This window comes from Pseudonocardia alaniniphila, from assembly GCF_022524485.1.
Classification (GTDB): Bacteria; Actinomycetota; Actinomycetes; order Mycobacteriales; family Pseudonocardiaceae; genus Pseudonocardia; species Pseudonocardia alaniniphila.
In genome coordinates this window covers 91,054-112,835 of sequence record NZ_JAKXMK010000015.1, presented here as the reverse complement: position 1 = coordinate 112,835, position 21,782 = coordinate 91,054, and the positions used below count along the sequence as shown (strand labels likewise).

Annotated in this window: 20 protein-coding genes; 14 read left to right on the top strand and 6 right to left on the bottom strand. The window is 72.4% G+C overall.

Translation table 11 applies throughout. The features are described 5' to 3' along the window. Positions 1 to 83: 83 nt before the first annotated feature. Positions 84 to 938: a glycosyltransferase family 2 protein gene (locus tag MMF94_RS18275; protein ID WP_241038107.1), complete on the bottom strand. Its 855-nt coding sequence runs from the start codon at positions 936 to 938 to the stop codon at positions 84 to 86. A gap of 344 nt (positions 939 to 1,282) precedes the next feature. Between MMF94_RS18275 and MMF94_RS18270 the strand changes: the two genes are divergently transcribed. The 5 genes from MMF94_RS18270 (at position 1,283) to MMF94_RS18250 (ending at position 6,788) form a co-directional block, all read left to right on the top strand. Further along, positions 1,283 to 2,308 (top strand): glycosyltransferase family 2 protein, encoded by a 1,026-nt coding sequence (locus MMF94_RS18270; RefSeq protein ID WP_241038106.1) that lies wholly within the window; start codon positions 1,283 to 1,285, stop codon positions 2,306 to 2,308. Positions 2,309 to 2,421: 113 nt separating this feature from the next. Further along, positions 2,422 to 2,799, top strand: coding sequence for a hypothetical protein (locus tag MMF94_RS18265; protein WP_241038104.1), 378 nt, complete (start codon positions 2,422 to 2,424; stop codon positions 2,797 to 2,799). 88 nt (positions 2,800 to 2,887) lie between these two features. Next, positions 2,888 to 4,387, top strand: coding sequence for a lipopolysaccharide biosynthesis protein (locus MMF94_RS18260; protein ID WP_241038102.1), 1,500 nt, complete (start codon positions 2,888 to 2,890; stop codon positions 4,385 to 4,387). Beyond that, positions 4,384 to 6,336, top strand: a complete 1,953-nt coding sequence (locus MMF94_RS18255; protein ID WP_241038100.1) for a hypothetical protein — start codon at positions 4,384 to 4,386, stop codon at positions 6,334 to 6,336. Before MMF94_RS18260 ends, MMF94_RS18255 begins: the two co-directional genes overlap by 4 nt. Positions 6,337 to 6,338: 2 nt before the next feature. After that, complete coding sequence (locus MMF94_RS18250) at positions 6,339 to 6,788, top strand: hypothetical protein (RefSeq protein WP_241038098.1); 450 nt, start codon at positions 6,339 to 6,341, stop codon at positions 6,786 to 6,788. A 77-nt stretch (positions 6,789 to 6,865) separates the two neighbouring features. Here MMF94_RS18250 and MMF94_RS18245 read toward each other — a convergent pair whose 3' ends face one another. Both MMF94_RS18245 and MMF94_RS18240 read right to left on the bottom strand, forming a co-directional pair. Beyond that, positions 6,866 to 8,359 (bottom strand): NAD-dependent succinate-semialdehyde dehydrogenase, encoded by a 1,494-nt coding sequence (locus MMF94_RS18245; RefSeq protein WP_241038096.1) that lies wholly within the window; start codon positions 8,357 to 8,359, stop codon positions 6,866 to 6,868. A 77-nt stretch (positions 8,360 to 8,436) separates the two neighbouring features. After that, a complete protein-coding gene (locus MMF94_RS18240; protein ID WP_241038094.1) occupies positions 8,437 to 9,294 on the bottom strand; it encodes a helix-turn-helix transcriptional regulator in 858 nt (285 codons plus the stop codon). Positions 9,295 to 9,476: 182 nt separating this feature from the next. Between MMF94_RS18240 and MMF94_RS18235 the strand changes: the two genes are divergently transcribed. From MMF94_RS18235 to MMF94_RS18215, 5 genes are read left to right on the top strand one after another with little or no spacing between them, the layout of a single operon-like run. Further along, the gene (locus MMF94_RS18235) at positions 9,477 to 10,649 is read left to right on the top strand and encodes an acyl-CoA dehydrogenase family protein (protein WP_338104243.1); all 1,173 of its coding nucleotides are present in this window, start codon (positions 9,477 to 9,479) and stop codon (positions 10,647 to 10,649) included. After that, on the top strand, positions 10,646 to 11,665 hold the full coding sequence (locus tag MMF94_RS18230) for an acyl-CoA dehydrogenase family protein (RefSeq protein WP_241038092.1): 1,020 nt from the start codon (positions 10,646 to 10,648) through the stop codon (positions 11,663 to 11,665). Before MMF94_RS18235 ends, MMF94_RS18230 begins: the two co-directional genes overlap by 4 nt. 29 nt (positions 11,666 to 11,694) lie before the next feature. Beyond that, positions 11,695 to 13,434 carry a serine/threonine-protein kinase gene (locus MMF94_RS18225; RefSeq protein ID WP_277398758.1) on the top strand — a complete coding sequence of 580 codons (1,740 nt, stop codon included), beginning with the start codon at positions 11,695 to 11,697 and terminating at the stop codon, positions 13,432 to 13,434. Between the two features lie 46 nt (positions 13,435 to 13,480). Beyond that, positions 13,481 to 14,275, top strand: coding sequence for an SDR family NAD(P)-dependent oxidoreductase (locus MMF94_RS18220; protein WP_241038278.1), 795 nt, complete (start codon positions 13,481 to 13,483; stop codon positions 14,273 to 14,275). Positions 14,276 to 14,308: 33 nt separating this feature from the next. Beyond that, the gene (locus MMF94_RS18215) at positions 14,309 to 14,686 is read left to right on the top strand and encodes a hypothetical protein (RefSeq protein ID WP_241038090.1); all 378 of its coding nucleotides are present in this window, start codon (positions 14,309 to 14,311) and stop codon (positions 14,684 to 14,686) included. 7 nt (positions 14,687 to 14,693) lie between these two features. Here the strand turns inward: MMF94_RS18215 and MMF94_RS18210 are convergent, their stop codons facing one another. Next, entirely contained in the window at positions 14,694 to 15,149 is a 456-nt protein-coding gene (locus MMF94_RS18210) for a pyridoxamine 5'-phosphate oxidase family protein (RefSeq protein WP_241038089.1), read from the bottom strand. Positions 15,150 to 15,265: 116 nt separating this feature from the next. Between MMF94_RS18210 and MMF94_RS18205 the strand changes: the two genes are divergently transcribed. Next, the gene (locus tag MMF94_RS18205; protein ID WP_241038088.1) at positions 15,266 to 16,399 is read left to right on the top strand and encodes a geranylgeranyl reductase family protein; all 1,134 of its coding nucleotides are present in this window, start codon (positions 15,266 to 15,268) and stop codon (positions 16,397 to 16,399) included. Here the strand turns inward: MMF94_RS18205 and MMF94_RS18200 are convergent. Then, the gene (locus MMF94_RS18200) at positions 16,380 to 17,255 is read right to left on the bottom strand and encodes a UbiA family prenyltransferase (protein ID WP_241038087.1); all 876 of its coding nucleotides are present in this window, start codon (positions 17,253 to 17,255) and stop codon (positions 16,380 to 16,382) included. The two genes, MMF94_RS18205 and MMF94_RS18200, sit on opposite strands and share 20 nt — an antisense overlap. A gap of 21 nt (positions 17,256 to 17,276) precedes the next feature. On the opposite strand from MMF94_RS18200, the gene MMF94_RS18195 reads away from it, so the two are divergent. After that, positions 17,277 to 18,008 (top strand): methyltransferase domain-containing protein, encoded by a 732-nt coding sequence (locus MMF94_RS18195; protein WP_241038086.1) that lies wholly within the window; start codon positions 17,277 to 17,279, stop codon positions 18,006 to 18,008. Between the two features lie 28 nt (positions 18,009 to 18,036). Next, positions 18,037 to 19,110 carry a type III polyketide synthase gene (locus MMF94_RS18190; RefSeq protein WP_241038084.1) on the top strand — a complete coding sequence of 358 codons (1,074 nt, stop codon included), beginning with the start codon at positions 18,037 to 18,039 and terminating at the stop codon, positions 19,108 to 19,110. A 43-nt stretch (positions 19,111 to 19,153) separates the two neighbouring features. Here MMF94_RS18190 and MMF94_RS18185 read toward each other — a convergent pair whose 3' ends face one another. Further along, positions 19,154 to 20,680, bottom strand: coding sequence for a bifunctional 3-(3-hydroxy-phenyl)propionate/3-hydroxycinnamic acid hydroxylase (locus tag MMF94_RS18185; RefSeq protein ID WP_241038082.1), 1,527 nt, complete (start codon positions 20,678 to 20,680; stop codon positions 19,154 to 19,156). Positions 20,681 to 20,906: 226 nt separating this feature from the next. On the opposite strand from MMF94_RS18185, the gene MMF94_RS18180 reads away from it, so the two are divergent. Next, positions 20,907 to 21,779 carry an SGNH/GDSL hydrolase family protein gene (locus tag MMF94_RS18180; RefSeq protein WP_241038080.1) on the top strand — a complete coding sequence of 291 codons (873 nt, stop codon included), beginning with the start codon at positions 20,907 to 20,909 and terminating at the stop codon, positions 21,777 to 21,779. The last annotated feature ends 3 nt before the right edge of the window (positions 21,780 to 21,782 follow it).

Genomic DNA, 21,782 nt, shown 5'->3' with positions numbered 1-21,782 from the left:
TCGCTCAGGCTAGTCGCGATCGTCCGGCAATCGCAAAATATGTGCGATTGGCCCTTGGGGTCGCCTCGGGCGGTCTACGCGGCTCAGGCCGCGTCGCCCCCTTCGTTGCGACGCGCGGCGATCTTCGAGATCGCGTACAGGGCCCGCCTGCGGGAGCGCCCGGCAGGGGCGAGTAGCCGCCCGACCGCGAGGTCGACACCGCGGACCTGGAAGAAAGGCGACTCGCCGATCTCCTCCAGGAGCATCCGCTGCTGCTCGTAGATCCTCTCGCCGTGATCAGACGAGACCGTGCCGCGTCCGATCCGGAACGCCGCGAGCGTCTCCGGCAGCCCCAGGAACTCGCCGTACTGCAGCAGTCGCAGCCACAGATCGAGATCCATGATGTATGTGCGGTCGGCCCGCCACCCGCCCACGGCGAAGAAGTCCTCGCGGCGGAACAACACGTTGTTGGACTCGCCGATCGGGTTGGAGCCGTTGCGGACGACCTTCCGCGCCACCTCCACCCCGGTGCGCACGCCCGTGAGCCCGGCCAGGCCTCGGTTGGGCACGATCACACGGCTCTGTTCGTCGATCATGTGCCGCCGCGACGCCACGAGCGCGAGGCCCGGGTCGGCCTCCATGGGCGTGACCTGGAACTCGAGGCAGCGCGGGTGGAGCAGATCGTCCGCGCACACGACCTTGACCAGGGGCGAACGGCTGAGCTGGACCACCCGGTTCCAGTTGTCGGGCTGCGACAAGGTGGTCGGGTTGCGCTCGAGGCGGACCCGGGAATCCCGTTCCGCGAAGGACTGAGCGATCGCGCCGCTGCCGTCCGTGCTCGCGTTGTCGAGGACGATGAGCTCGAAGTCGCGGTACGTCTGATCAAGCACGCTACGGATCGTCTCGGCCAAGAAGCGTGCGCCGTTGTAGACCGGAATGCAGACGGACACGCTCGCCATCGGCAGCAACTCGGGCCTCTCTCCAGCCGACTCCAGGACGCCGCGACCGTACCGCTCAGGGACGGCGCGGAAGCCCCTGGCCCCCGCTACTGCCCGATCGGGTACCTCGATGACGACCAAGGTCCACGATCCGTAGAGTGCCGATCGGCGGCCCCGCGCTGCTCCGGCAGTTGCACTAGCAAAGATGGCCCGATTGGGGTACAGCGTCGCTAGATTGTTACGTAACGCGATGGGGTGTTTTGGAGATAAACCCAGTGATGGAGATCGTCCTGGGGCACGGCAACGTTCAGCGACGCGGCCGAGGACGCGAAATCACCGCATGGGCGGTGGGGGGGAGAACGGCGATGCAGCGGAACGGCAACCCGCGGGTGTCCGTGGTGGTGCCGACCCGGAACGAGGCGCGGAACCTGGAGGTCGTGCTCCCTGCGATCGCCGCGGTGCGTCCGGCGGTCCACGAGATCATCGTCGTTGACGGTAACTCCGTCGACGGCACGGTCGAGGCCGCCCAACGGGTCCTGCCCTGGGTCAAGGTCATCACGCAGACCCGCAAGGGCAAGGGTAACGCGATGGCGTGCGGGTTCGCCGCAGCCACCGGGGACCTCATCGTCATGTTCGACGCCGACGGGTCGGCCGACCCCGCGGAGATCCCGGCGTTCGTCCGCGCCCTGATCGACGGCGCCGACTTCGCCAAGGGTAGCCGCTTCGTGCGCGGTGGGGGCAGCGACGACATCACGCTGCTGCGCAAAACCGGCAACGCGGGCCTCAACGGCGTGGCGAACGCGCTCTTCGGCACCTCCTACACCGACCTCTGCTACGGCTACAACGCGTTCTGGATCGACATCCTCCCGGTTCTCGACCTTCCGCCCATCGACGCGCCCGCCCCGCCCGAGGGGATGCTGTGGGGCGACGGCTTCGAGATCGAGACCGTGCTCAACTGCCGTGTCGCCGCTGCGGGACTGAAGATCACCGAGGTTCCGTCGATGGAGCGCGAGCGGATCTTCGGCCAGTCCAACCTGCGTACCTTCGCCGACGGCACCCGTGTGCTGCGCACGCTGGCCGCCGAGCGTCGCCGCGCGCTGCGTGGTCGTGCCGAGAAGGTTCAGGTCGAGGAGCAGGCCCGGGCTCTCACGCCCGCCGGCGGCATCCCCGTGGTTCCGCCGCTCGCCGACCCCGCTTCCAACGGTGGGCCGATCAACGGTGGGCCGATCGGGGCTGGGTCACTTTCCACCGGGTCGCTGAACGGCGCTGCTCCGGTTGCCGACCCCGTGAACGGCCGCCGTCCGATGCCGCCGCCCCGCCCGGCTCCGGTGGATCGTGAGGGACGCGATAGCGTCGCCCTCCGCTTTGCACTGGAGGAGGAAGCGTCCTGATCGGGACGCACCCCTACACTTCGACGCCAACCGGGTCCGCCGGGGTGTCCGGTGACCATCCGCCAGATGCTTGCGGCCAGAAGATCGCGAGTTGGTGACGAACGGAGTGCCAGGTGAGCGTGCCCTCAAGCGCTGAGCTCACGCGGGCGCGGCTCGCGCGCCGCTTTGTGGCCATTCTCCTGGTGGTGGCCGGGATCACGGCGTGTGTGTTGAGCGTTCTGAAGATCACGGGTGGTGTGATCGGCGACGTCCGGTTCGTCGTCACCACCGTCTTCCTCATTCTCGGGCCCGGCTGGGCCGCCGCAGGCTTCCTGCGTCGAGCCCCGGCCGCGCACGTCTGGCTCCTCACCGTGGGGGTCGGTGTGGCCACCACGCTGCTGGTCGCCCAGTTCATGGTGAGTACTGAGCATTGGCGACCAGCGGTGGCGCTGTACGTGATGACGGCGCTGAGCGTCCCCTTGCTGCTCCGCCATGCGGTGGTCGCTCAGTGATCGCTAATACATTGATCGTCGCGTCAGTGCTTGTCAATACAGTGATCGTCTCTTCCCGGTTCCCCCGCGCTTCACTGGTCCTCACGTCGTGACGAAGCGGCAGCCGTCCCCGGGGCCGTCGGCGATCGTGCGACCGGATCATGACGGCCGGCCGCACCCCGATCCGCGCGCCGATCCGCCGACAGAGGTGTTCGACCCGTCCGCCGCGCCCACCGTCCGGCTCCCGTCCGTGGTGGCCGAAACCGTGCGGCTGCCCTCCGTGGTCGCCGACACCGTGCGGATCCCGAGCGTCGCGCGGGGCGTCACGCCGGAGGAGGACAGCGGCGACGGAGGGCTGAGCGACGGGCTGGCGCTCTCGCTGAGCTCGGTGCTGGGGTCGCTGGCCGGCTTCGTCGGATGGCTGATCGCGGCCCACATCCTGCCCACCGCCGCTGTCGGCGACGCGCAGCTCGTGGCGTCCGCGTTCATCCTCGTCGGCGGCGCCGCCCAGTTGAACCTCGGTGTCGCGATGATGCGGTGGATCCCGCCCGCCGGGCGCAGCACCGCCAAGCTGATCTGGAGCAGCCTGCTGCTGATCATGCCGCTGTCCGGGCTGGTCGGGCTCCTGTACGCGCTGTTCGCGCCCCGGCTGGCCATGATCTCGGCGGGCCCGGCCCTGCCGGTCGCGGCCGGATTCCTGCTGTTCGCGATCGCCTCCGCGGGGTGGGGCGTGTTCCCGGTCCACGACTTCCTCCTCGTGGCCCTCGGCAAGCCGTGGTGGGCGGTCTGGCGCAACGCGATCTTCGCGGTCGTCCGCCTGGCGCTGCTGGTGTTCCTCGGTGGGGCTCTCGCGCTCGGCTCCTTCGGCATCGTGCTGTCGTGGATCGGCCCGGTCGTCCTCTGGATCATCGTCGGCTCGCTGGTGATCTTCGTTCTTGCGCGTCGCGCCACCGAACGAGCCACGGGCGGCAAGCTCCCGAGCCGCTCCGCGATGATCGCGTTCCTCGTCCCGACAGCGGTGGGGCAGGCCGGCGGGGCGCTGCTGTACAACCAGGTCCCGATCCTGGTGAACCTGCGGTTCGGGCCGGAGACCGGCGCCGTGTTCTTCATCGCGTGGCAGGCCGTCGCGGTGATCGACCTCGCCGGGATGTTCTTCATGAACTCCCTGGCGGTCACGGTGGCCCGGGAGCCACACCGCGCGCGTGAGCTGGCCGCGGCTGCGCGGCGCCGGTTGCTCGGGATCTTCCTGCCGATGTTGGCGGTCGGTGCCGCACTGGCCTACCCGCTGCTGCTGATCTTCGGTGAGGATTACGCGGAAGGCGCCGACGTGCTGCGCCTGCTCCTGCTGGGTCTGGCGTTCCGGCTGGTGGTGGCCCACGAGCTGGGTGTGCGGCAGGCGACCGGCGCGGCCATGAGCTACGCACGCCTGCAGCTGAGCAGCTCGATCCTGGTGGTGGTGGCTGCCCTCGTCACCCCGGTCACCGGTGCGGGGGCGTCCGCGCTCGTCCCCGTGGCGATCGGCTACATCGCCGTCCAGGTCGTCTGCGCGGTGGTCGTGATGTTCACGCCGGCGAGTCGCCGGTTCGATGTGGAGGTGGCAAGGCCGTGACTTCGACGGATACCCGCTCCACGGGCGATGACAGGCGCCCGCGGAGCGACGTCGACCAGGCCACAACGGCTATGCGGCCCGCCGGTGTCGACGCTCCCACCACGATGCTGCAGGCCCAGCCACCTCGCCCGCGCAGCGGTCCGCCGCCGGCTCCGCCCGCGCCGCCCGAGCCCGGGATCTACCGCTGGCTCTCGCCGATCCTGGCGCTGGCGGCCGTGGCACTGCTGCCGGTGGCCGCGGCCACCACCGACCTGCACGCGATGGACGGCTGGGGCCTGGCCACGGTCCTCGGTCCGGCTGCCTGGGCGTCGGTGCTGTGTGCGGTGGCGGCCTGTGTGGCGGAGCTGTGGTCGCCACGGCCGCGGATCCCGATGCTGTCCACCGCCACCGGCGTGCTCATCCTCTGCTCGGTCGGCATGCCGTCCGTGGTGGAGCCGGTGGCCCGGTTCACCACGGCATGGCTGCTGGCCGGCTTCACCGATGCGCTCGCCCACGACGGCATCCCGCCCACCGGGATCGACGCCCGGTTCTACTGGCCCGCCTTCTTCGCCCAGTGGGCGTTCTTCCGGGACGCGGGTGGGGTCGAGCAGCTCGACAGCGTGTTGCGCTGGTTCCCCCCGGTCGTCGTCACGGTGTGGGCGATCGGCATCTACGCGCTGGCCCGCTCGATGCTCGGTGGTTCGCGTGCCCCGTGGGCCGCCGCGTGGCTGTTCATCGGGCTGAACTGGATCGAGCAGGACTACTTCTCGCCCCAGGCCACCGGCATCGTGCTGATGCTCACGGTGCTGACGTTCGCGCTCGGCCCGCTGGCCACCCGCCGTACCGACTCGGCCGGTGTGCCCGGCTGGCCCTTCCCACATCCCGAGTCGAAGCGGCTGCCGCTGCTGCGCCGCTGGCTGGTGTCGGCGATGACCCCGCCGAACAGACCGTCGCTGCCGCCGCGCCAGCTGCTGCTCATCTACTTCTGCGCCGCGCTGTGCCTGGTAGCGGTGATCCCCGAGCACCAGCTCACCCCGTTCGCGATCATCGGTCAGCTCGTGGTGCTGGCCGTGGTCGGCCGGTTCCGGGGGCGCGGGCTGGTGCTCCTGGCCATGGTCGCTTTCGCGGTGTACTTCGTGATCTCCGCGCGGGAGTTCTGGATCACCCAGCTCAGCCTGATCACGGGGTCGGACGACGCCGGCGCCGCGCTGCAGGCAGGCGTCGCCGACCGGCTCACGGGTGACACGGGCCAGGTCGTGGTGAAGTACCTGCGCATCCTCATGCCGGGGCTGACCTGGATGCTCGCGATCGCTGGGGCGTGGGTCTACTGGCGTCGTAAGCGCGACCTCGTGCCGATCGCGCTCGCCGTGGTGCCGATGGCGTTCGCCGCACAGGGCTACGGCGGCGAGGTGTTCCTGCGGATCGTGCTCTACGGGCTCCCGGTTCTCTCGATTCTCGGGGCGGACGCGCTGCGTGCGTTCGTGCGGCGCAAGCGCTCCCGGGAGGTGGTGCTCGCGATCGGTATGGCGGCGCTGTTCCCCCTGCTGATCCTGATCCGCGGCGGCAACGACGCCTACCAGGTCGTGTACCCGCAGGAAGTGGCGCTGGCCCGGCAGACCATCGAGACGACTCCACCGGGGCAGGAGATCCTGCCGCTCGGCAACGTCGGGCCGTACGGCGTGGAGGGCATCGACACCCACAGCATGGGCTCGGTGGTCGAGGGTTGTTCCGAGCTGTCGGATGACCCCATCCGCTGTATCGAGGCCGAGTCCCCGGACGTGCTCATCACCTTCACCTCGGTGGAGAAGCAGGGTGTGGTGCTCAACGGCATGCAGCCCGGCTGGACTCTCGAGGTCATCCGCCAGTTGGTGGCCTCCGGGCAGTACGTGGTGACCTACCAGGACGGTTTCGACGCCGTGCTGAAGAAGACCGTGCCGGCTGCACCTCCGGCCCCGACCCCGGGAGGCTGAGCATGATCCTGGCTCAGAACCTCGTCATCAATCCGGCTCAGGACATCTGGGTCTGGCTGACGTTCGCGCTGTTCCTCGTGGTGGTGGCGGCGCGGGCGTGGGTCGTGGAGACCGGCCAGGGCAGGCTGGGGCGCACCCCCGTCAAGGTGAAGCTCCTGACCGCGACGTCGGTGCTCGTACTCGTCGGGCTGATGTCGCTCATCGCGGTGCAGGGCGGGGCGTTGCTGGTCGAGTCGGTCATCACCGGCACCGACCCGGCCACGAAGGTGTACGGCCCTGACGCCGGGGACTCCGGCGATTCAGATTCCGGGGATGCCGGCGCCGACCCGAACGCGCCTGTGGATCCGAACGCCCCTGCGGATCCGAACGCGCCGGCCGACCCCAACGCGCCGGCCGACGCGAACGCACCGGCAGCTCCGGCTGCCAACCCCGCAGCGCCGCCGGGAGGCTGAGCTCCCGTAGCGCCGCCGGCGGCGCCAGGCGTGCGCTGAGCAACTCGGCCTGCCAGGGCCGAGTTGCTCGGCAACCCCTAGCCTCCGAAACCGATCGCCACGTACTTCGTCTCGAGGAACTCCTCGATCCCGACCTTGCCGCCCTCGCGGCCGAGGCCGGACTGCTTGATCCCGCCGAACGGGGCCGCAGGGTTCGAGACCAGACCGGTGTTGAGGCCGATCATCCCCGCCTCCAGCCGCTCCGACACCCGCAGCGCCCGGGTCACGTTCTCCGTGAACAGGTAGCTCACCAGTCCGAACTCGGTGTCGTTCGCCGCGGCGACGGCCTCGTCCTCGTCGTCGAACACGCTGATCGCGGCCACCGGCCCGAAGATCTCCTCCGCGCTGAGCCGTGCCTGCAGCGGAACGTCGGTGAGCACCGTGGGCTGGTAGAAGTAGCCCGGCCCGTCCACCGGCACGGCGCCCACGCGCACGGTGGCGCCGCGGTCCACCGCGTCACGGACGAGCTCGGTGACCTTGTCGCGGCCCTTCGCGTCGACCAGCGGTCCGACGTCCACGCCGTCCTCGGTGCCGCGGCCGACGGTGAGAGCGCTCATCCGCTCCGCGAGCCGGTCGGCGAACGCCCCGGCGACGGAACGGTGCACGAGGAACCGGTTGGCGGCCGTGCAGGCCTCGCCCATGTTGCGCATCTTGGCGAGCATCGCGCCCTCGACGGCCTTGTCGAGGTCCGCGTCCTCGAACACGAGGAACGGCGCGTTGCCACCGAGTTCCATGGACGTGCGCAGCACCTTCTCGGCGGCCTGCTCCAGGAGCTTGCGCCCGACCTGGGTGGAGCCGGTGAAGGACAGCTTGCGCGCCCGTCCGTCGCGGATCAGGGGCTCCATGACGCCGCCCGCGTCCGAGGTGGTGATGATGTTCAGCACGCCGTCGGGCAGGCCCGCCTCGGCGAGGATCGCGGCGAGCGCGTTCATCGACAATGGCGTCTGGGCCGCAGGCTTGAGCACCATCGCGCAGCCGGCCGCGATCGCCGGCCCGATCTTGCGGGTGCCCATCGCCATAGGGAAGTTCCACGGCGTGATGAGCAGGCACACGCCGACGGGCTGCTTCTGCACGAGGAAACGGCTCGCACCGTTGGGCGCGACCGCGTACCCGCCGTCGATGCGCACGGCCTCCTCGGCGAACCATCGGAAGAACTCCGCCGCGTAGGAGATCTCCCCGCGCGACTCGGCGAGCGGCTTGCCCATCTCCAGGGTCATGAGCAGGGCGAGGTCGTCGATGCGCTGCATGATCAGCTCATAGGCACGGCGCAGGATCTCGCCGCGCTCCCGGGGTGGCATCGCCGCGAACGCGGCCTGGGCCGCCACCGCCGCGGCGAGGGCGTCCATCCCGTCCTGAGGCGAGGCGTCGGCCACCTCGCAGAGGACCTTCCCGGTGGCCGGGTCGTCGACGGTCAGGGTGCGGCCGGACGCGGCGGGCCGCCAGGAGCCGCCGATGAACAGCCCGGTGGGGACCGCGTCGACGACCCGCGCCTCATCTGCAGTCGAGTTGCTGGTCAGGCCGGAGTTCGTCATGGCCCGATGCTCTCACCGTGAACGGGCGGGCGCACCCGACGTGATATTCCTCCACGCCCTGCCTCGGTCGGCCCAGGTCAGCGGGTGGCGTCCTCGTCCGCGCGTGCGTTGTCGCGCGCGTCGGTCACCGCGATGGATCCGAGCAGGGCGAGTGCGCGGGCGGAGTCGGTGCCGGGCTCCGCGTGATAGATGACGAGTTGCTGTCCGTCGGCGCCGACGACGGCGAGCTTCTCGCGACGCAGGTGCAGCTCACCGACCTGCGGATGCTGCATGTGACTCGTGCCGTCCCGGCGATGCCCGACGTCAGCGCGGGCCCAGAGGCTGCGGAACCGATCGCTGCGCATCGACAACTCACCGACCAGCGCCGCCAGGTTCGGGTCTTCGGGGTCGGCTCCCGCCGCGGCACGCAGGCCGCCGACCACGCTCGCCGTGGCGCGCTCCCAGTCCACGTGCAGTTCGCGGTCGCCGGGATCCAGGAACACCTGTCGCAACAGGTTCTTGCCGGGTGCGAAGTTCGGCGACAGGGCACGGGCGGGCGCGTTGGCGGCCAGCACGTCGAGGTACCTGCCGGACACGTACGCGGGCATCGGGAGCTGGTCGATGAGCAGGGCGGTGCCGGTCGGTATCCGTTCGATCCGCGGGCGCGCCCGGCGGCGGGTGCGCGCGCCGGCGAGCTCGTGCAGGTGGGCGGTCGCGGCTGGGTCGAGCAGCAGCGCCCGAGCCAGTGCGTCGATCACCTGGGCGGACGGGTTCTGGTCGCGTCCCTGCTCGAGGCGCAGGTAGTAGTCGGAGCTGATGCCGGCCAGCATCGCGAGCTCCTCGCGGCGAAGGCCGGACACCCGTCTCCGCCGGCCGGCGACGAGCCCCACGTCCTCGGGCCGCACCTGACCGCGTCGGGCGCGCAGGTACTCGCCGAGGGCGTTGACCTTGTCCACGATTCGAGGCTAATCACGGTCGGCCGGACGTGGCTGTCCCTGCGACTCCAGGGATGCGCGGGCCCATGGGCACCTTCTCCGGCCGGGCGGGAGCACCGACGTGGTGACGCGAAGCCTGCAGGTCGCCGATCTGTGACCCGATCACCGCTGCCGCGGCTGGGGGAATGTCGCAGGATGGGGTGGTGACGGAGACGATGGCGCGGCTGCCGGCGCTGGTGCCGCCCCCGACCGACCTCCCGCCGCGCGCGGCGCAGCTGCGTGCCGACGTGCGGGCCTTCCTCGAGCAGGAGCGGGCCGCAGGAGCGTGGACACCGCGCGCCGACGTGTGGCTCTCGGGCTGGGACGAGCGATTCACGAAGGAACTGGGCCGCCGTGGCTGGCTCGGGATGACCATCCCGGTCGAGTACGGCGGCCATGGCGCCTCGCCGCTGGACCGCTACGTGGTCACCGAGGAGCTCCTCGCCGCCGGTGCTCCGGTGGCCGCGCACTGGGTGGCCGACCGCCAGATCGGCCCCAGTCTCATGCGGTTCGGCACCGAGTCGCAGCGACGCAAGTTCCTGCCCGGAATCGCGGCGGGCGAGGTGTACTTCGGTATCGGGATGAGCGAGCCCGATGCCGGCTCCGACCTGGCGGCCGTGCGCACCAAGGCCGTGCAGGTCAGCGGTGGGTGGGAGCTGACCGGCACGAAGGTCTGGACGTCCGGCGCCCACCACGCGCATGCCTTCTTCGCGCTCGCCCGCTCCGCGCCCCGTGACGAACAGAACCGGCACGCGGGCCTGTCCCAGTTCATCGTCGAGCTCGACTCGCCCGGTGTGCAGATCCGCCCCATCCCGCTGCTGACCGGCGCACACCATTTCAACGAGGTCGTGTTCGACAACGTGTTCGTGCCTGACGACATGGTGCTCGGTGAGATCGGCGCCGGTTGGCGGCAGGTCACCAGCGAGCTCGCGTTCGAGCGCAGCGGACCGGAGCGGTTCCTCTCGACGTTCCCGCTGCTCACCGCTCTCGTCGGGGAGCTTCTCGCCAATGGGTCCACGCCGCATCAGGAGCTCGGTGGCCTCGTCAGCCGCCTGTGGACGCTGCGGCGGATGTCGCTGGCCGTGGCCGGCTCGCTCGAGTCGGGGCAGGCGCCGGAGCTGGCCGCAGCCGTGGTGAAGGATCTCGGCACGCGGTATGAGAACGAGGTGATCGACGTGGCCCGGCTGCTCGTCTCGATCCCGCCGGACCCCGCTGCCGAGGGTGGCTACGCACGGCTTCTGGCCGACGCGGTGCTGCACGCCCCCGGCTTCACGCTGCGCGGTGGGACCAACGAGGTGTTGCGCGGGATCGTGGCGCGCGGAATGGGGCTGCGATGACCGACAACTCGGAGCTGCGCGAGTTGGCGGAGTCGATCTTCGCCGACGCCCGGGACGCGGGCACGGGGTTCGACGCCGAGCTGTGGAAGACCCTCGAAGGCACCGGACTCGCCCGGCTGACCCTGCCGTCCGACGCGGGTGGGAGCGAGGGCAGCTTCTCCGACGCGGCGGTGGTGCTGGCCGAGGCCGGTGCGTACGCCGCGCGGGTTCCCCTTGTGGAGACCGATCTGCTGGCGGGCTGGCTGCTGCACGCCGCGGGCATCGGCGTGCCTGCCGGGCCGCTGACGGCCGTGACCGCAACGCTGGATGTCGAGGGCTCGACGGTCCGCGGCACGCTCCAACGCGTGCCGTGGGCGCGCGCCGCGGCCGGGATCGCCGTGCTGGCCCCGCACCACGTCGTCCTGCTCGGGCCGGAACAGATCACCGTCACCGACGGCAGCAACCTTGCGGAGGAGCCGCGCGACGCGGTCGTCGTCGACGGCGAGGTGCCCTCCGGTGCCGTCGCAGCCGTGCCGGAGGGGGCGACGCAAGAGTTCCGGCTGCGCGCCGCGCTCGGGCGGGCCCAGCTGCTCGCCGGGGCCGCGCGAGGTGCACTCGCCGCCGCTGTGCGCTACGCGGGCGAGCGGGTGCAGTTCGGCCGCCCGATCGGCCGGTTCCAGGCGGTGCAGCAACAGCTCGCCCTGGCCGCGGCCGAGGTGGCCGCGGCATCGGCGGCGGCGTCCGCCGCGGCTGCAGCCGTCACCGCGGACGGGTTCGCGGACCCGGCATCGCGGCTCGCTGTCGCCGCGGCCAAGGCGCGCACCGGCGAGGCCGCTGGTGCCGTCGCCCGGATCGCGCACCAGGTGCACGGGGCCATCGGTTTCACCCGCGAGCACGACCTGCGGCTCCTCACCACCCGCCTGTGGGCGTGGCGTGACGAGGACGGCGCGGACGCCGAGTGGAACAGCGAGATCGGAGCGGCCGCACTGGCCGCCGGACCCGAGGGACTCTGGCCGCTGGTGACCGGACGTCCATGATCAACAGGGCCCGGTAGCGTGCCCCGGCGATGGAACAGATCGCAGCGGACGACCCCCGCGTTCTGGGTCGCTACCGGGTAACGGGCCGACTTGGGACAGATGGGATGGGCCGCGTCCTGCTCGGCGTCGACGACGGTGACAGGCGCGCGGCACTGAGAGTGGTGCATCCGCAGCTCGCGGCCCAGCCCGGGTTCCGCGAGCGGTTCCGGCGGGAGGTGCAGCTCGCGGCCACGGCGCCGCCGTGGTTCGCCGCCGCCGTGCTGGACGCCGGCCCTGACGGCGACCCACCGTGGCTTGCCACCGCCTACGTCGAGGGTCCGACGCTGCAGGCCTACGTGGAGGCGAACGGTCCGCTGAGCCGCCAGGGCACGGTGGCGCTGGCCGTCCGGATGGCCGACGGGCTCGTCGCCCTGCACGGCGCGGGCCTCGCGCACGGGGACCTCAGGCCGTCGAACGTGGTGCTGGCCGAGGACGGGCCGCGGCTGATGGACTTCGGTGTCGCCCGGGCTGCCCAGCCCCCCGCGGGAGCGCCCCAGACGGGCCATGTGGTCGCCGGCCCCGACTTCCTGGCGCCGGAGCAGGTCGCCGGGCACCGGGACGTCGGACCGGCCGCCGACATCTTCTCCTTCGGCTCGCTGATCGGCTTCGCGGCCATGGGTCGCTCCCCGTTCGCCGCCGACTCCGTTCCCGGCGTGATGCACCGCGTCTCGCACACCGCCCCCGATCTCGGGCCGATCGACGGGCCCCTGCGCGATGCCGTGCTGGCGTGCCTCACGAAGGACCCCGCCGCGCGACCGACGGCCGCCCGCCTGCGTGATCTGCTGCGGCTCCTGGACCAGCCGGAACCGGCCGCCGCGCCCGCCGCCGTGGCGGCACCGGCCGGGCCGCCGCGCGTCACGGCAGCTCGGGTGCCCGTTCCCCACGCACCGGCGCCGGCCGGGCCGCCTCCGGCGGTCTCTGTCCCGGCGCCTGCCGCACCGCCGTCGCCCGTCCCGGCTCCGCCGGTCCCGGTCCCGGCGCGCCCGGCCCCGGCACCCGGCGGAGCGGCCCCGGCACGAGCTGGAACGGCGCCCATTCCGCCGTCACCGGTTCCCCTCGGCGCCATTCCCGTTCCTCGCACGCCCGATCGGTCCGGGCCGTCCACCTTCGTCGGAGCGCCCGTCCTGCTGCCGGAGCGCCCGGCGCGCGGTCTCGGCAGCTTGACGCGGCGGCAGTGGGGCATCATCGCCGCGGTCGTCGTCGCAGCCCTGGCCGGAGCCGGCATCGCCCTGGCCGCGGTGTTCACGGTCGGCGGTGGCGACGCCGGGGCCCCGGCGGCCGAAGGCCCGGGCAGTACCGCATCGGCGGCCCCCTCGGCGGACTCGGCGGGATCGACGGACCCGGACGTCACGGTGATCGACGGCGAGACGGACCACCGCTTCGGCACGGGATCCGCGCAGTTCGTCACCCCGAGCCGCAACATCGCGTGCCGCATGTCCACCGGAAACGTGCGGTGCGACGTCGTCCAGCGCACGTGGGAGGTGCCACCGCCGCCGGCCGACTGCACCCAGTCCTACGGCACCGGCGCGATCCTCGCCGGGTCGGGGAAGGGGCAGCTGTCCTGCGTCGGAGACACCCTGGCCGACTCCTCCCTCTCCGTCCTCGACTACGGGCAGGGCGTCCGGTTCGGTGACGTGGTCTGTGTGAGCAAGGAGAGCGGCATGCGCTGCGAGAACCCCGGGACCGGGCACGGGTTCAACGTCGCCAGGGCGTCCTACGAGCTGTTCTGACCCGGCGCGTGGGAAGGGAAACGCGGCCGTGAACCTTGCACGAGGCATGAACATCGACCTCAACGGGAGAACGGCACTGGTCACCGGCTCCACCCAGGGGATCGGCCACGCCATCGTCATCCGGCTCGCCGAGGCGGGCGCGCGGGTGGTGGTCAATGGGAGAGGCGAGGAACGCGTCAAGGACGCCGTCGAGCGCGTGCGTGCCGCTGTGCCCGGCGCCGACGTGCTCGGCATCGCGGCGGACGTGGCGTCCGAGGACGGGGCCGGGACGCTCATCGGGGAGCTGCCCCAGGTGGACGTGCTGGTGAACAACCTGGGGATCTTCGAGGCCCGGCCCGTGCTGGAGATCGACGACGCCGAATGGCGGCGCTACTTCGAGGTGAACGTGCTGGCCGGGGTGCGCCTGACCCGCGCCTACCTGCCCGGGATGATCAAGCGCGGCTGGGGCCGCGTGCTCTCCATCAGCAGCGACTCCTCGGTGGTGACCCCCGTGGAGATGGTGCATTACGGCGTGACGAAGACGGCGCAGCTGGCTGTGTCGCGCGGCTTTGCGAAGGCCGCAGCCGGCACCGGCGTCACCGTCAACTCCGTGCTGGCCGGCCCCACGCACACCGGCGGTGTCGAGGACTTCGTGGCGGGCATGGTGGACGAGGACCTGCCATGGGACGAGCTCCAGCGCCGGTTCATGCGGGAGCACCGGCCGCAGTCGCTGCTGCAGCGGCTGATCGAGCCGTCCGAGATCGCCAACATGGTGGCCTACCTCAGCTCCGACCTGGCCTCGGCGACAACCGGAGGGGCGCTGCGGGTGGACGGCGGCTACGTCGACTCGATCCTGCCGTAGCCCGGTTCCGGGGCGGGCGGCAGGCTGTGCGGCATGACCGACTCGACTCCTGCTCGCCCCGCCCAGAACGTTCCCGCCCGGTCCGTGTCGTCGGAGGTCGTGGCCGCTGTGGCCGATCGACTGGGGCGCGACCAGGTGTTCGGCCCAGCGGTCACGAGCGCGTCGGGCACCACACTGGTACCGGTCGCGCGGGTGCGGGCCGGCGGTGGCGTGGGTGCGATGCGGCCGGGGGCGGCGAGCACCGGGGCGGCGGCGATAGCGCGGCCGATGGGTGCCTTCTCGGTCACCCCTGATGGGAAGGTGAGCTGGCACCCGGCCGTCGACGTCAACCGGATCGTCCTCGGCGGTCAGATCACGCTCGCCGCGGTGATCGTGCTCGTGCTGGGAGTGCTCCGGCGTCCCCGGCGATGATCATTCCTCAGCTGCCGATCTTGCGGAAGTCCCAGCTGGTGATCTTCTCGGGAAGCAGACGCAGCCAGGCATGGCGCCCGTCGCGGACGACGGTGCCGCCGCTGTACTTGTCGGCGAAGGCCTGCTCGGGCCCGTCCAGCTCGGGCACAGGCTCGCCGGTGCGGGGCACCTCGCCCACCACCTCCACCCGCCCACGCAGCTCCACCCCGCGCAGCTCGCCGTAGTCCTCCCCGGCGTCGACGACGACCGCGATCCGCGGGTCGTTCTGCAGATCGGTCCAGCGCTGGCTGCGTGACAGCGAGGTCAGCCACAGCGCCCCGTCCTGCCAGACGAACCACAGCGGGGTGGCATGCGGGCCGGTGCTGCCGACGGTGGCGACCCGGCAGGTGCGCTGCTCCGCGAGGAACGCGTCGACCTCGTCCGGCGTCATCGCGATCGCGCGGGCGCGCCGTTGCTGCTTCATGGCGCGGACGCTAGCGCAGCCCCCCGGGCGCCTCGCTGACGGGAAACGGGCGACTCGGGTGTGTATCGGGGTACATGACCACGGTGGGTCTCGACGCACTCGGGTAGAACCTCAGGGTGGACGAGACGTACGACGTCGCCGTTGTGGGCGCCGGACCGGCAGGGTCGGCAAGCGCGTTACGGGTGCTGCAGCTGCGCCCCGACGCGCGTGTTCTGCTCCTGGACGCGGCGGCGTTCCCGCGCGACAAGACCTGCGGCGACGGCATAGCCGCCCAGGTGCTCGAGCTGCTCCAGGCCCTCGGTGTGCCGAACCTGGCCCGTCTGGGTCCCGCTGTGCCCCGGCTCCAGCTGCGCAGCCCGGGCGGGCGCCTGGTCTCGCGCATCTGTGCGCGTCCCAACCGGGTGATTCCGCGGGCGGTGTTCGACGCGGAGCTGGTCTCCGCCGCAGTCGCGCGCGGCGCGGAGCTGCGCCGCCATCGGGTGCGCCGCGTCGACGTCCGCGCCGACGAGGTGGTGCTCGACGGAAGCATCCGGGCGCGGGTCGTGATCGGTGCCGACGGCGCGAACTCGACGGTCCGTCGCCTGCTGGGCGCGCCCGAGACCCCGTCAGCGGCAACGGCGGTCGCGATCCGCGGCTACGCGCCGACCACGCTGCGACCCGACGCGCTGGTGATCGAGTTCGCCCGCGGCCGCTACCCGGCCTACGCCTGGTCGTTCCCGCTGCCCGGCGGCGGATCCAACGTGGGATACGGGGTGTTCGACCGCCGCGGAGCGGGGTCCCGGCAGGAGTTGCTCGATGCCATGCGCACGCTGCTGCCCGGACACGAGCCCACCCCGGAGACCGTGCGCGGGCACCACCTTCCGCTCTCCACCGGGCCGCGCCACCATCCCGACGGCCGGGTACTGCTGGCCGGTGACGCCGCCGCGATGATCAACCCGCTGACGGGTGAGGGGATCTTCGACGCGGTGGCCTCCGGGGTCCTCGCCGGCCGTGCCGCGCTCCTGGGAGCAGCCGCGGGCGCGGCCCACCGGCGCGCCATGACGCGCTCCTTCGCCCTGCACCACCAGCACGGAGCCTTCCTCTCCCGTCTGGTGTCGAACGCCCGGTTCCTCGACGCGGCCGTCACCGCCGCAGAACGCCACCAGTCCGTTTTCGACGCCGCCGTGGACCTCGGCCTCGGGCGCGGCACGGCGCCGGTGGCCGCCCTGGCCCGGGTGGCTGCCGCGTACGTCACCCTGGGCCGCGGCTGACGGCGGCAGCGACCCCGGGCTGGGCGAGCAGGGCGGGGCCCGACGCCACCAGCAGCACCACCGCCACGGCGGCCACCACGAGCACCGCACGAAACGGTGCGCGCGAGCCTGGTCGGCGCCCGGCACGGAACCCGGCCGTGAGGATCACCACGGCGAGCACGGGGACGCCCCAGCTGAACACGGCCGGCAGAGGCGCGTTCAGCGCGAGCAGCACCGTGGCCGCGAACAGCAGCACTGCGGCGGCGACCTGGCTGCCCAGCATCCCGATCCGGTGGGGCAGGCCGCGGACACCGGTGGCCGCGTCGTCGGCGAGGTCGGGCAGCACGTTCGCGAAATGCGCACCGGCGCCGAGCAGCGCGCCGGCCGCCGGGAGCCACCACGGCGGCACCGGCGCGCCCGGTAGCCCGAGCACGACGAAGACCGGTAGCAGCCCGAAACAGACCAGGTAGGGCAGTACCGAGAGCGCGGTGGACTTCATCCCCAGGTCATAGGCCCACCCGGCCGCGACGGCGACGATGTGCACCAGCCCGGCGGCGATACCGGACGCGAGCGAGAGCGGCACGCAGGCCACCGCGGCGAGCACCGTGGCCACCGCCACGGTCCGTGTCGTGACGGCGCCTGCGGCCACCGGCTTGTCCTGGCGCCCCACGGCGACGTCACGCTCGGCGTCCAGCAGGTCGTTGAGCCAGCCGATCGACAGCTGCCCGGTGAGCACCGCCGCGACCACCAGAAGCACCCCGGGCAGGTCGCGCCCCGTGGTGACGGCGAGCGCCGTGACCATGACGGTGACCGCAACGGTGGGCTCAGGGTGCGAGGAGCGCAGCAGCGCGACCGTGGTCGCGGCGACAGGCCGCATGCGGCCCAGTCTGGCAGCCTGATGCTCGTGCCCGCGCTCCGGAACCACCGCACCAGCGAGCTAGCGCGCAACGATCCGGCGCAGTACGACGATCTCGCGCAGCATTGGTGGCAACCGCGAGGCCCCTTCGCGATGCTCCACTGGCTCGTGGCCGCACGCGGCGCGCTGGTGCCACCGGCGACCCGACCCGGCGCGGTCCTGGTCGATCTGGGCTGCGGGGCGGGTCTGCTCGCCCCCCACGTCGCCGGCGCGGGCTACCGGCATGTCGGCGTGGACATCGGCGCGTCCGCGCTGGTCCAAGCCGCGGCGCACGGGGTCACCGTCGTACGCGGGGACGTCACCGCCGTGCCCCTGGCCGACGGCTGCGCGGACGTCGTCGCGGCGGGGGAGATCCTCGAGCACGTACCCGACCTGCCGGGCGCCGTGCGCGAGGCCTGCCGGCTGCTGCGTCCCGGCGGCCTGCTCGTGATCGACACCCTCGCCGCCACGGCGCTGAGCCGCTTCGTCGCCGTGACGCTGGCCGAACGCATACCCGGCGCGGCGCCACCCGGCATCCACGACCCAGCGCTGTTCGTCGACCGCGGCCTCCTCGTGCGGGAGTGCGCACGCCACGGAGTGACGTTGCAGCTGCGCGGCATCCGTCCGTCGCTGTCGGGGCTCGCCCGCTGGCTCACCGGGCGGGCCGACACGGTGCCCATGGTCACGGTGCCGACCACCGCCGTGCTGTTCCAGGCCGTCGGGAGGCGGGCTTGACGCCCCGGACCGGCGGGGAGTCGACGCCGTGAGCGGATCGGGGTACATCGCGGGCTTCGGCGCCGCCGTGCCCGGCTGCGCCCTCCGCCAGATCGAGATGTGGGACGGGTTCTTCGCGCGCCACTTCGCGGGCGACCGGATGGCGGAGCGAATCTTCCGCAGCGCCGGCGTGCAGCACCGGCACGCCGCGGTGAACCCGGCGGACGAGGACGTCTCGGGCTGGTCGACGGGCGAGCGAATGCGGCGATACGTCAGCGAGGCGTTCCCGCTGGGCAAGGAGGCCGTGGCCGCGGCGCTCGCCGACGCCGGCCTCGCCCCTGACGAGGTGGGCCTGTTCGTGGTGGCCTCGTGCACCGGATACGTCACGCCCGGCCTGGACATCCGTGTGGCCGCCGACCTCGGGATGGCACCCGACGTGCAGCGGCTGTTCATCGGGCACATGGGCTGCTACGCGGCGATCCCGGCGCTCGGCGCGGCCCGCGACTACGTCGTCGCCCGCAACCGGCCCGCTGTCGTGCTGTGCCTGGAGCTCACGTCGCTGCACGTGCAGCCGCCCGCCGACGACCACGGCCGCATCGACCTCGGCCAGGTCGTCTCCCACGCGTTGTTCGGCGACGCCGCCGCCGCGATCGTCGTGCTGCCGGACGCGCCGGGGGCACGGCGCGGGTTGGAAGTCCTCGAGATCGCCGCACTCACCGACGCGGCGACCGCCGACCACATGACCTGGGAGGTCACCGACCTGGGCTTCCGCATGGGCCTCTCGCCCGAGGTGCCCCGGGTGCTCGCGCGGCACGTGCGCGCCATGGTGTCGGAGGTGCTCGGGCGGCACGGGCTGACCACGGCGGACGTCGACGGGTGGGCTGTGCACCCCGGTGGGCCGCGGATCCTGAGCACGGTCGCCGAGCAGCTCGCCCTTCCCGCGGATGCGTTGGACGCCTCGAAGGCGGTACTCGCCGAACGTGGCAACTGCTCGTCGGCCACCGTTCTCCTCGTGCTCGACGCGCTGCGCGCCGCCGGTCGCTCCCGAGCGGGTCGAGCCGTCGTGGCCATGGCATTCGGGCCCGGCCTGACGCTGTACGTCGCGCTGCTGCGGCAAGGCTGAGCACGGGGTGCGGTCTCGGGGCCGGAACGGGCGGCTCGCAGGGTCAGCGCGGGGTTGTTGCCAGCACGATGCGGTCGGGGCGCAGCAGAGCGGCTGACGCCCGGCCGTGCTCCAGCCAGGCGAGCAGCTCCTCGCCCTCCTCGATCGTCACGTCGCCGACGTGCGGGCCGGGGCCGAGATGCAGCGTCCGGGCACCGAGCCGGCGTGCCCTGACCAGCACCGAACGCGGCGCCGAGCCGGTGGCGAGGAGTGCGTAGCCGTCGCCGAGGACCTCGTCGAGCCGTGCCTGGCGTCCGTCCACCCGGACGGTCGGCTGCGGGCAAGGGGTCCCGGACAGATCCCGGCGGTGCCGGCGGCGCTCGACGAGAGGCCCCGGGCCGTAGCGCGTCGCGATGCCGCGCTGCGCCGCCGTCCGCACGCCCGGAATCCGCAGGAGCACGCCGGCCGCCGGGCGGCGCAGCGCGGCCGCGAGATCCTGGCCACCGGTCATGGCGTGACCGACGAGGACCGCTCCATGGATCACCGCTTCGGCGTGCGGCCCGCGCTCGGCCTGGTAGCTGTCGAGCAGCGTGTGCTCGTCACCGCCCTCCAAGACGGCGGCGAGCTTCCAGGCGAGGTTGTGCGCATCGCGCAGCCCGGCCCCGAGGCCCTGTCCGATAAACGGGGGCGTCAGATGGGCGGCGTCACCGAGCAGCAGCACCCGCCCGCGCCGCCACCGGTCGGCGATCCGCGCACGGAACGTGTACTCGCCGGCCCGCAGTACATCGAGGTCGCCGACCCGCGTCCCCCATCGTCTGGTGAGTGTGGCGATCCGCTCCGGGCGCATCATGTCTTCGGCGGTCTCGCCGGGCCGCATCCGGAACTCCCACCGGTACCGGTCGCCGGGCAGCGGGAGGAACGTGGCCGCGCGGCGCGGGTCGCAGATCTGGTCGACCCCACCCCAGGTGGGGAGCGGCCGGTCCGAGCGGGCGTCGAGGACGAACCACCGCTCGGTGAACCGCAGGTCACGAAGCCGGGCACCGATGGCGTCGCGGACGGTGCTGCCGGCGCCGTCGCACCCGAGCACCGCCGCCGCGCGCAGCTGCTCGCGTACGCCGGTGCGCGCGTCGGTGAGGTGCACGAGCACGCCCTCGGGACGCCCGTCGGGCCGGCTCACGTCCTTGACCTCGGTGTACTCGCGCAGCTGGGCCAGTGGCCGACGGGCCAGCTCCTCACGCAGCAGGCGCTCGAGATCCGGCTGATGGAACAGGTTGGACTCAGGATGGCCGTGCACGCCGGCGGGCCGGTCGTGGCGGAACTGCGCGAAGGGCTGCAGCCGGGCGTCGAGCAGCCGCAGGCCCGCCGCAGGGATGCTGATCCCGGCGAACGCGTCGCCGATGCCGGCCCGCTGCAGGATCCGCGCCCCCTCGTCGTCGAGATGCACGGCGCGTGGCAGCGGGTGGATCCCGGCCCGCCGTTCCAGCACGGTGCAGGCAACCCCGAGCCGGGCCAGCAGGAGGGCGGCGGTGAGTCCGGTGGGGCCTGCGCCGACGATCAGCACCGGCCCGGCGCCCGGCTGTTCCTGCTCCACGGCTCTCACCTCGGTGTCGACCCTGCCAGCGCTGGGCCGCCGGTGCATCCGGGCGGAATGACGGTATCGAGAACGGACATGTCGAGAACGTCGTGCGGCCCGCCTGAGCGAGTGACTGCGATGACCGTTGATGTGATCCGCCGTAACGTGATCGCCTCGTCGTCGTTGGCGCAGCGTGCGCCATCACGCCCGCCGTTGGGCCCTGCCCGTGGTTCTGGCTGCTGTCATGACGGCGGGCGCGGCTGCACCTGCGGTCGCGGATGCCCAGCCTGCCCCGTCGGAGAGTGACGGGGCGCCCAGCTACGTCGCACTCGGCGACTCCTACGCGGCAGGCCCGTTGATTCCGGTGCAGACCGGGGAGCCCGCCGGGTGTCAGCGCTCCACCGAGAACTACCCGGCGATCGTCGCGAGCGTCCTCGCCCTGCCCGACTTCCGGGACGTGACGTGCAGTGCGGCCACCACCGAGCACCTCGCGGCTCCCCAGCCCGTCAAGCCGGGGGTGAACGATCCGCAGTTCGACGCCCTGTCGGAGGACACCGGACTCGTGACGCTCACGATCGGCGGCAACGACATCGGCTTCGGCGAGATCATCAGCGAATGCGCCACGCGCTCCCCGCTGGCACCCGCCGGAGCCGCGTGCCGGGACTTCTACACGAAGGACGGCAACGACGAGCTCGCGGAGCGGATCGACGCCACGGCGCCGAAGATCGCCGCGGCCCTGCACGAGATCGAGGAGCGCTCTCCCGACGCCCGCGTGCTCGTCGTCGGCTACCCGGCGATCCTCCCCGACTCCGGCCCGGGCTGCTTCCCGGCCGTCCCGTTCAGCCCGGGCGACGTGGCCTACCTGCGCGAGACCGAGAAGCGGCTCAACGAGATGCTCGCCGACGAAGCCGAGGACGCGGGCGTCGAGTACATCGACACCTACACGGCCTTCATCGGCCACGACATGTGCACGCTGCCGGGGACCAAGTGGATCGAGGGCCTGATCCCCACGGCTCCCGCCGCGCCGGTGCACCCGAACGCGCTGGGCATGTCCGCGATGGCCACCGCGGTGATCGAGACGCTGGCGGGGCGCTCCGTGCCGGTCGTGGACATCTGACGC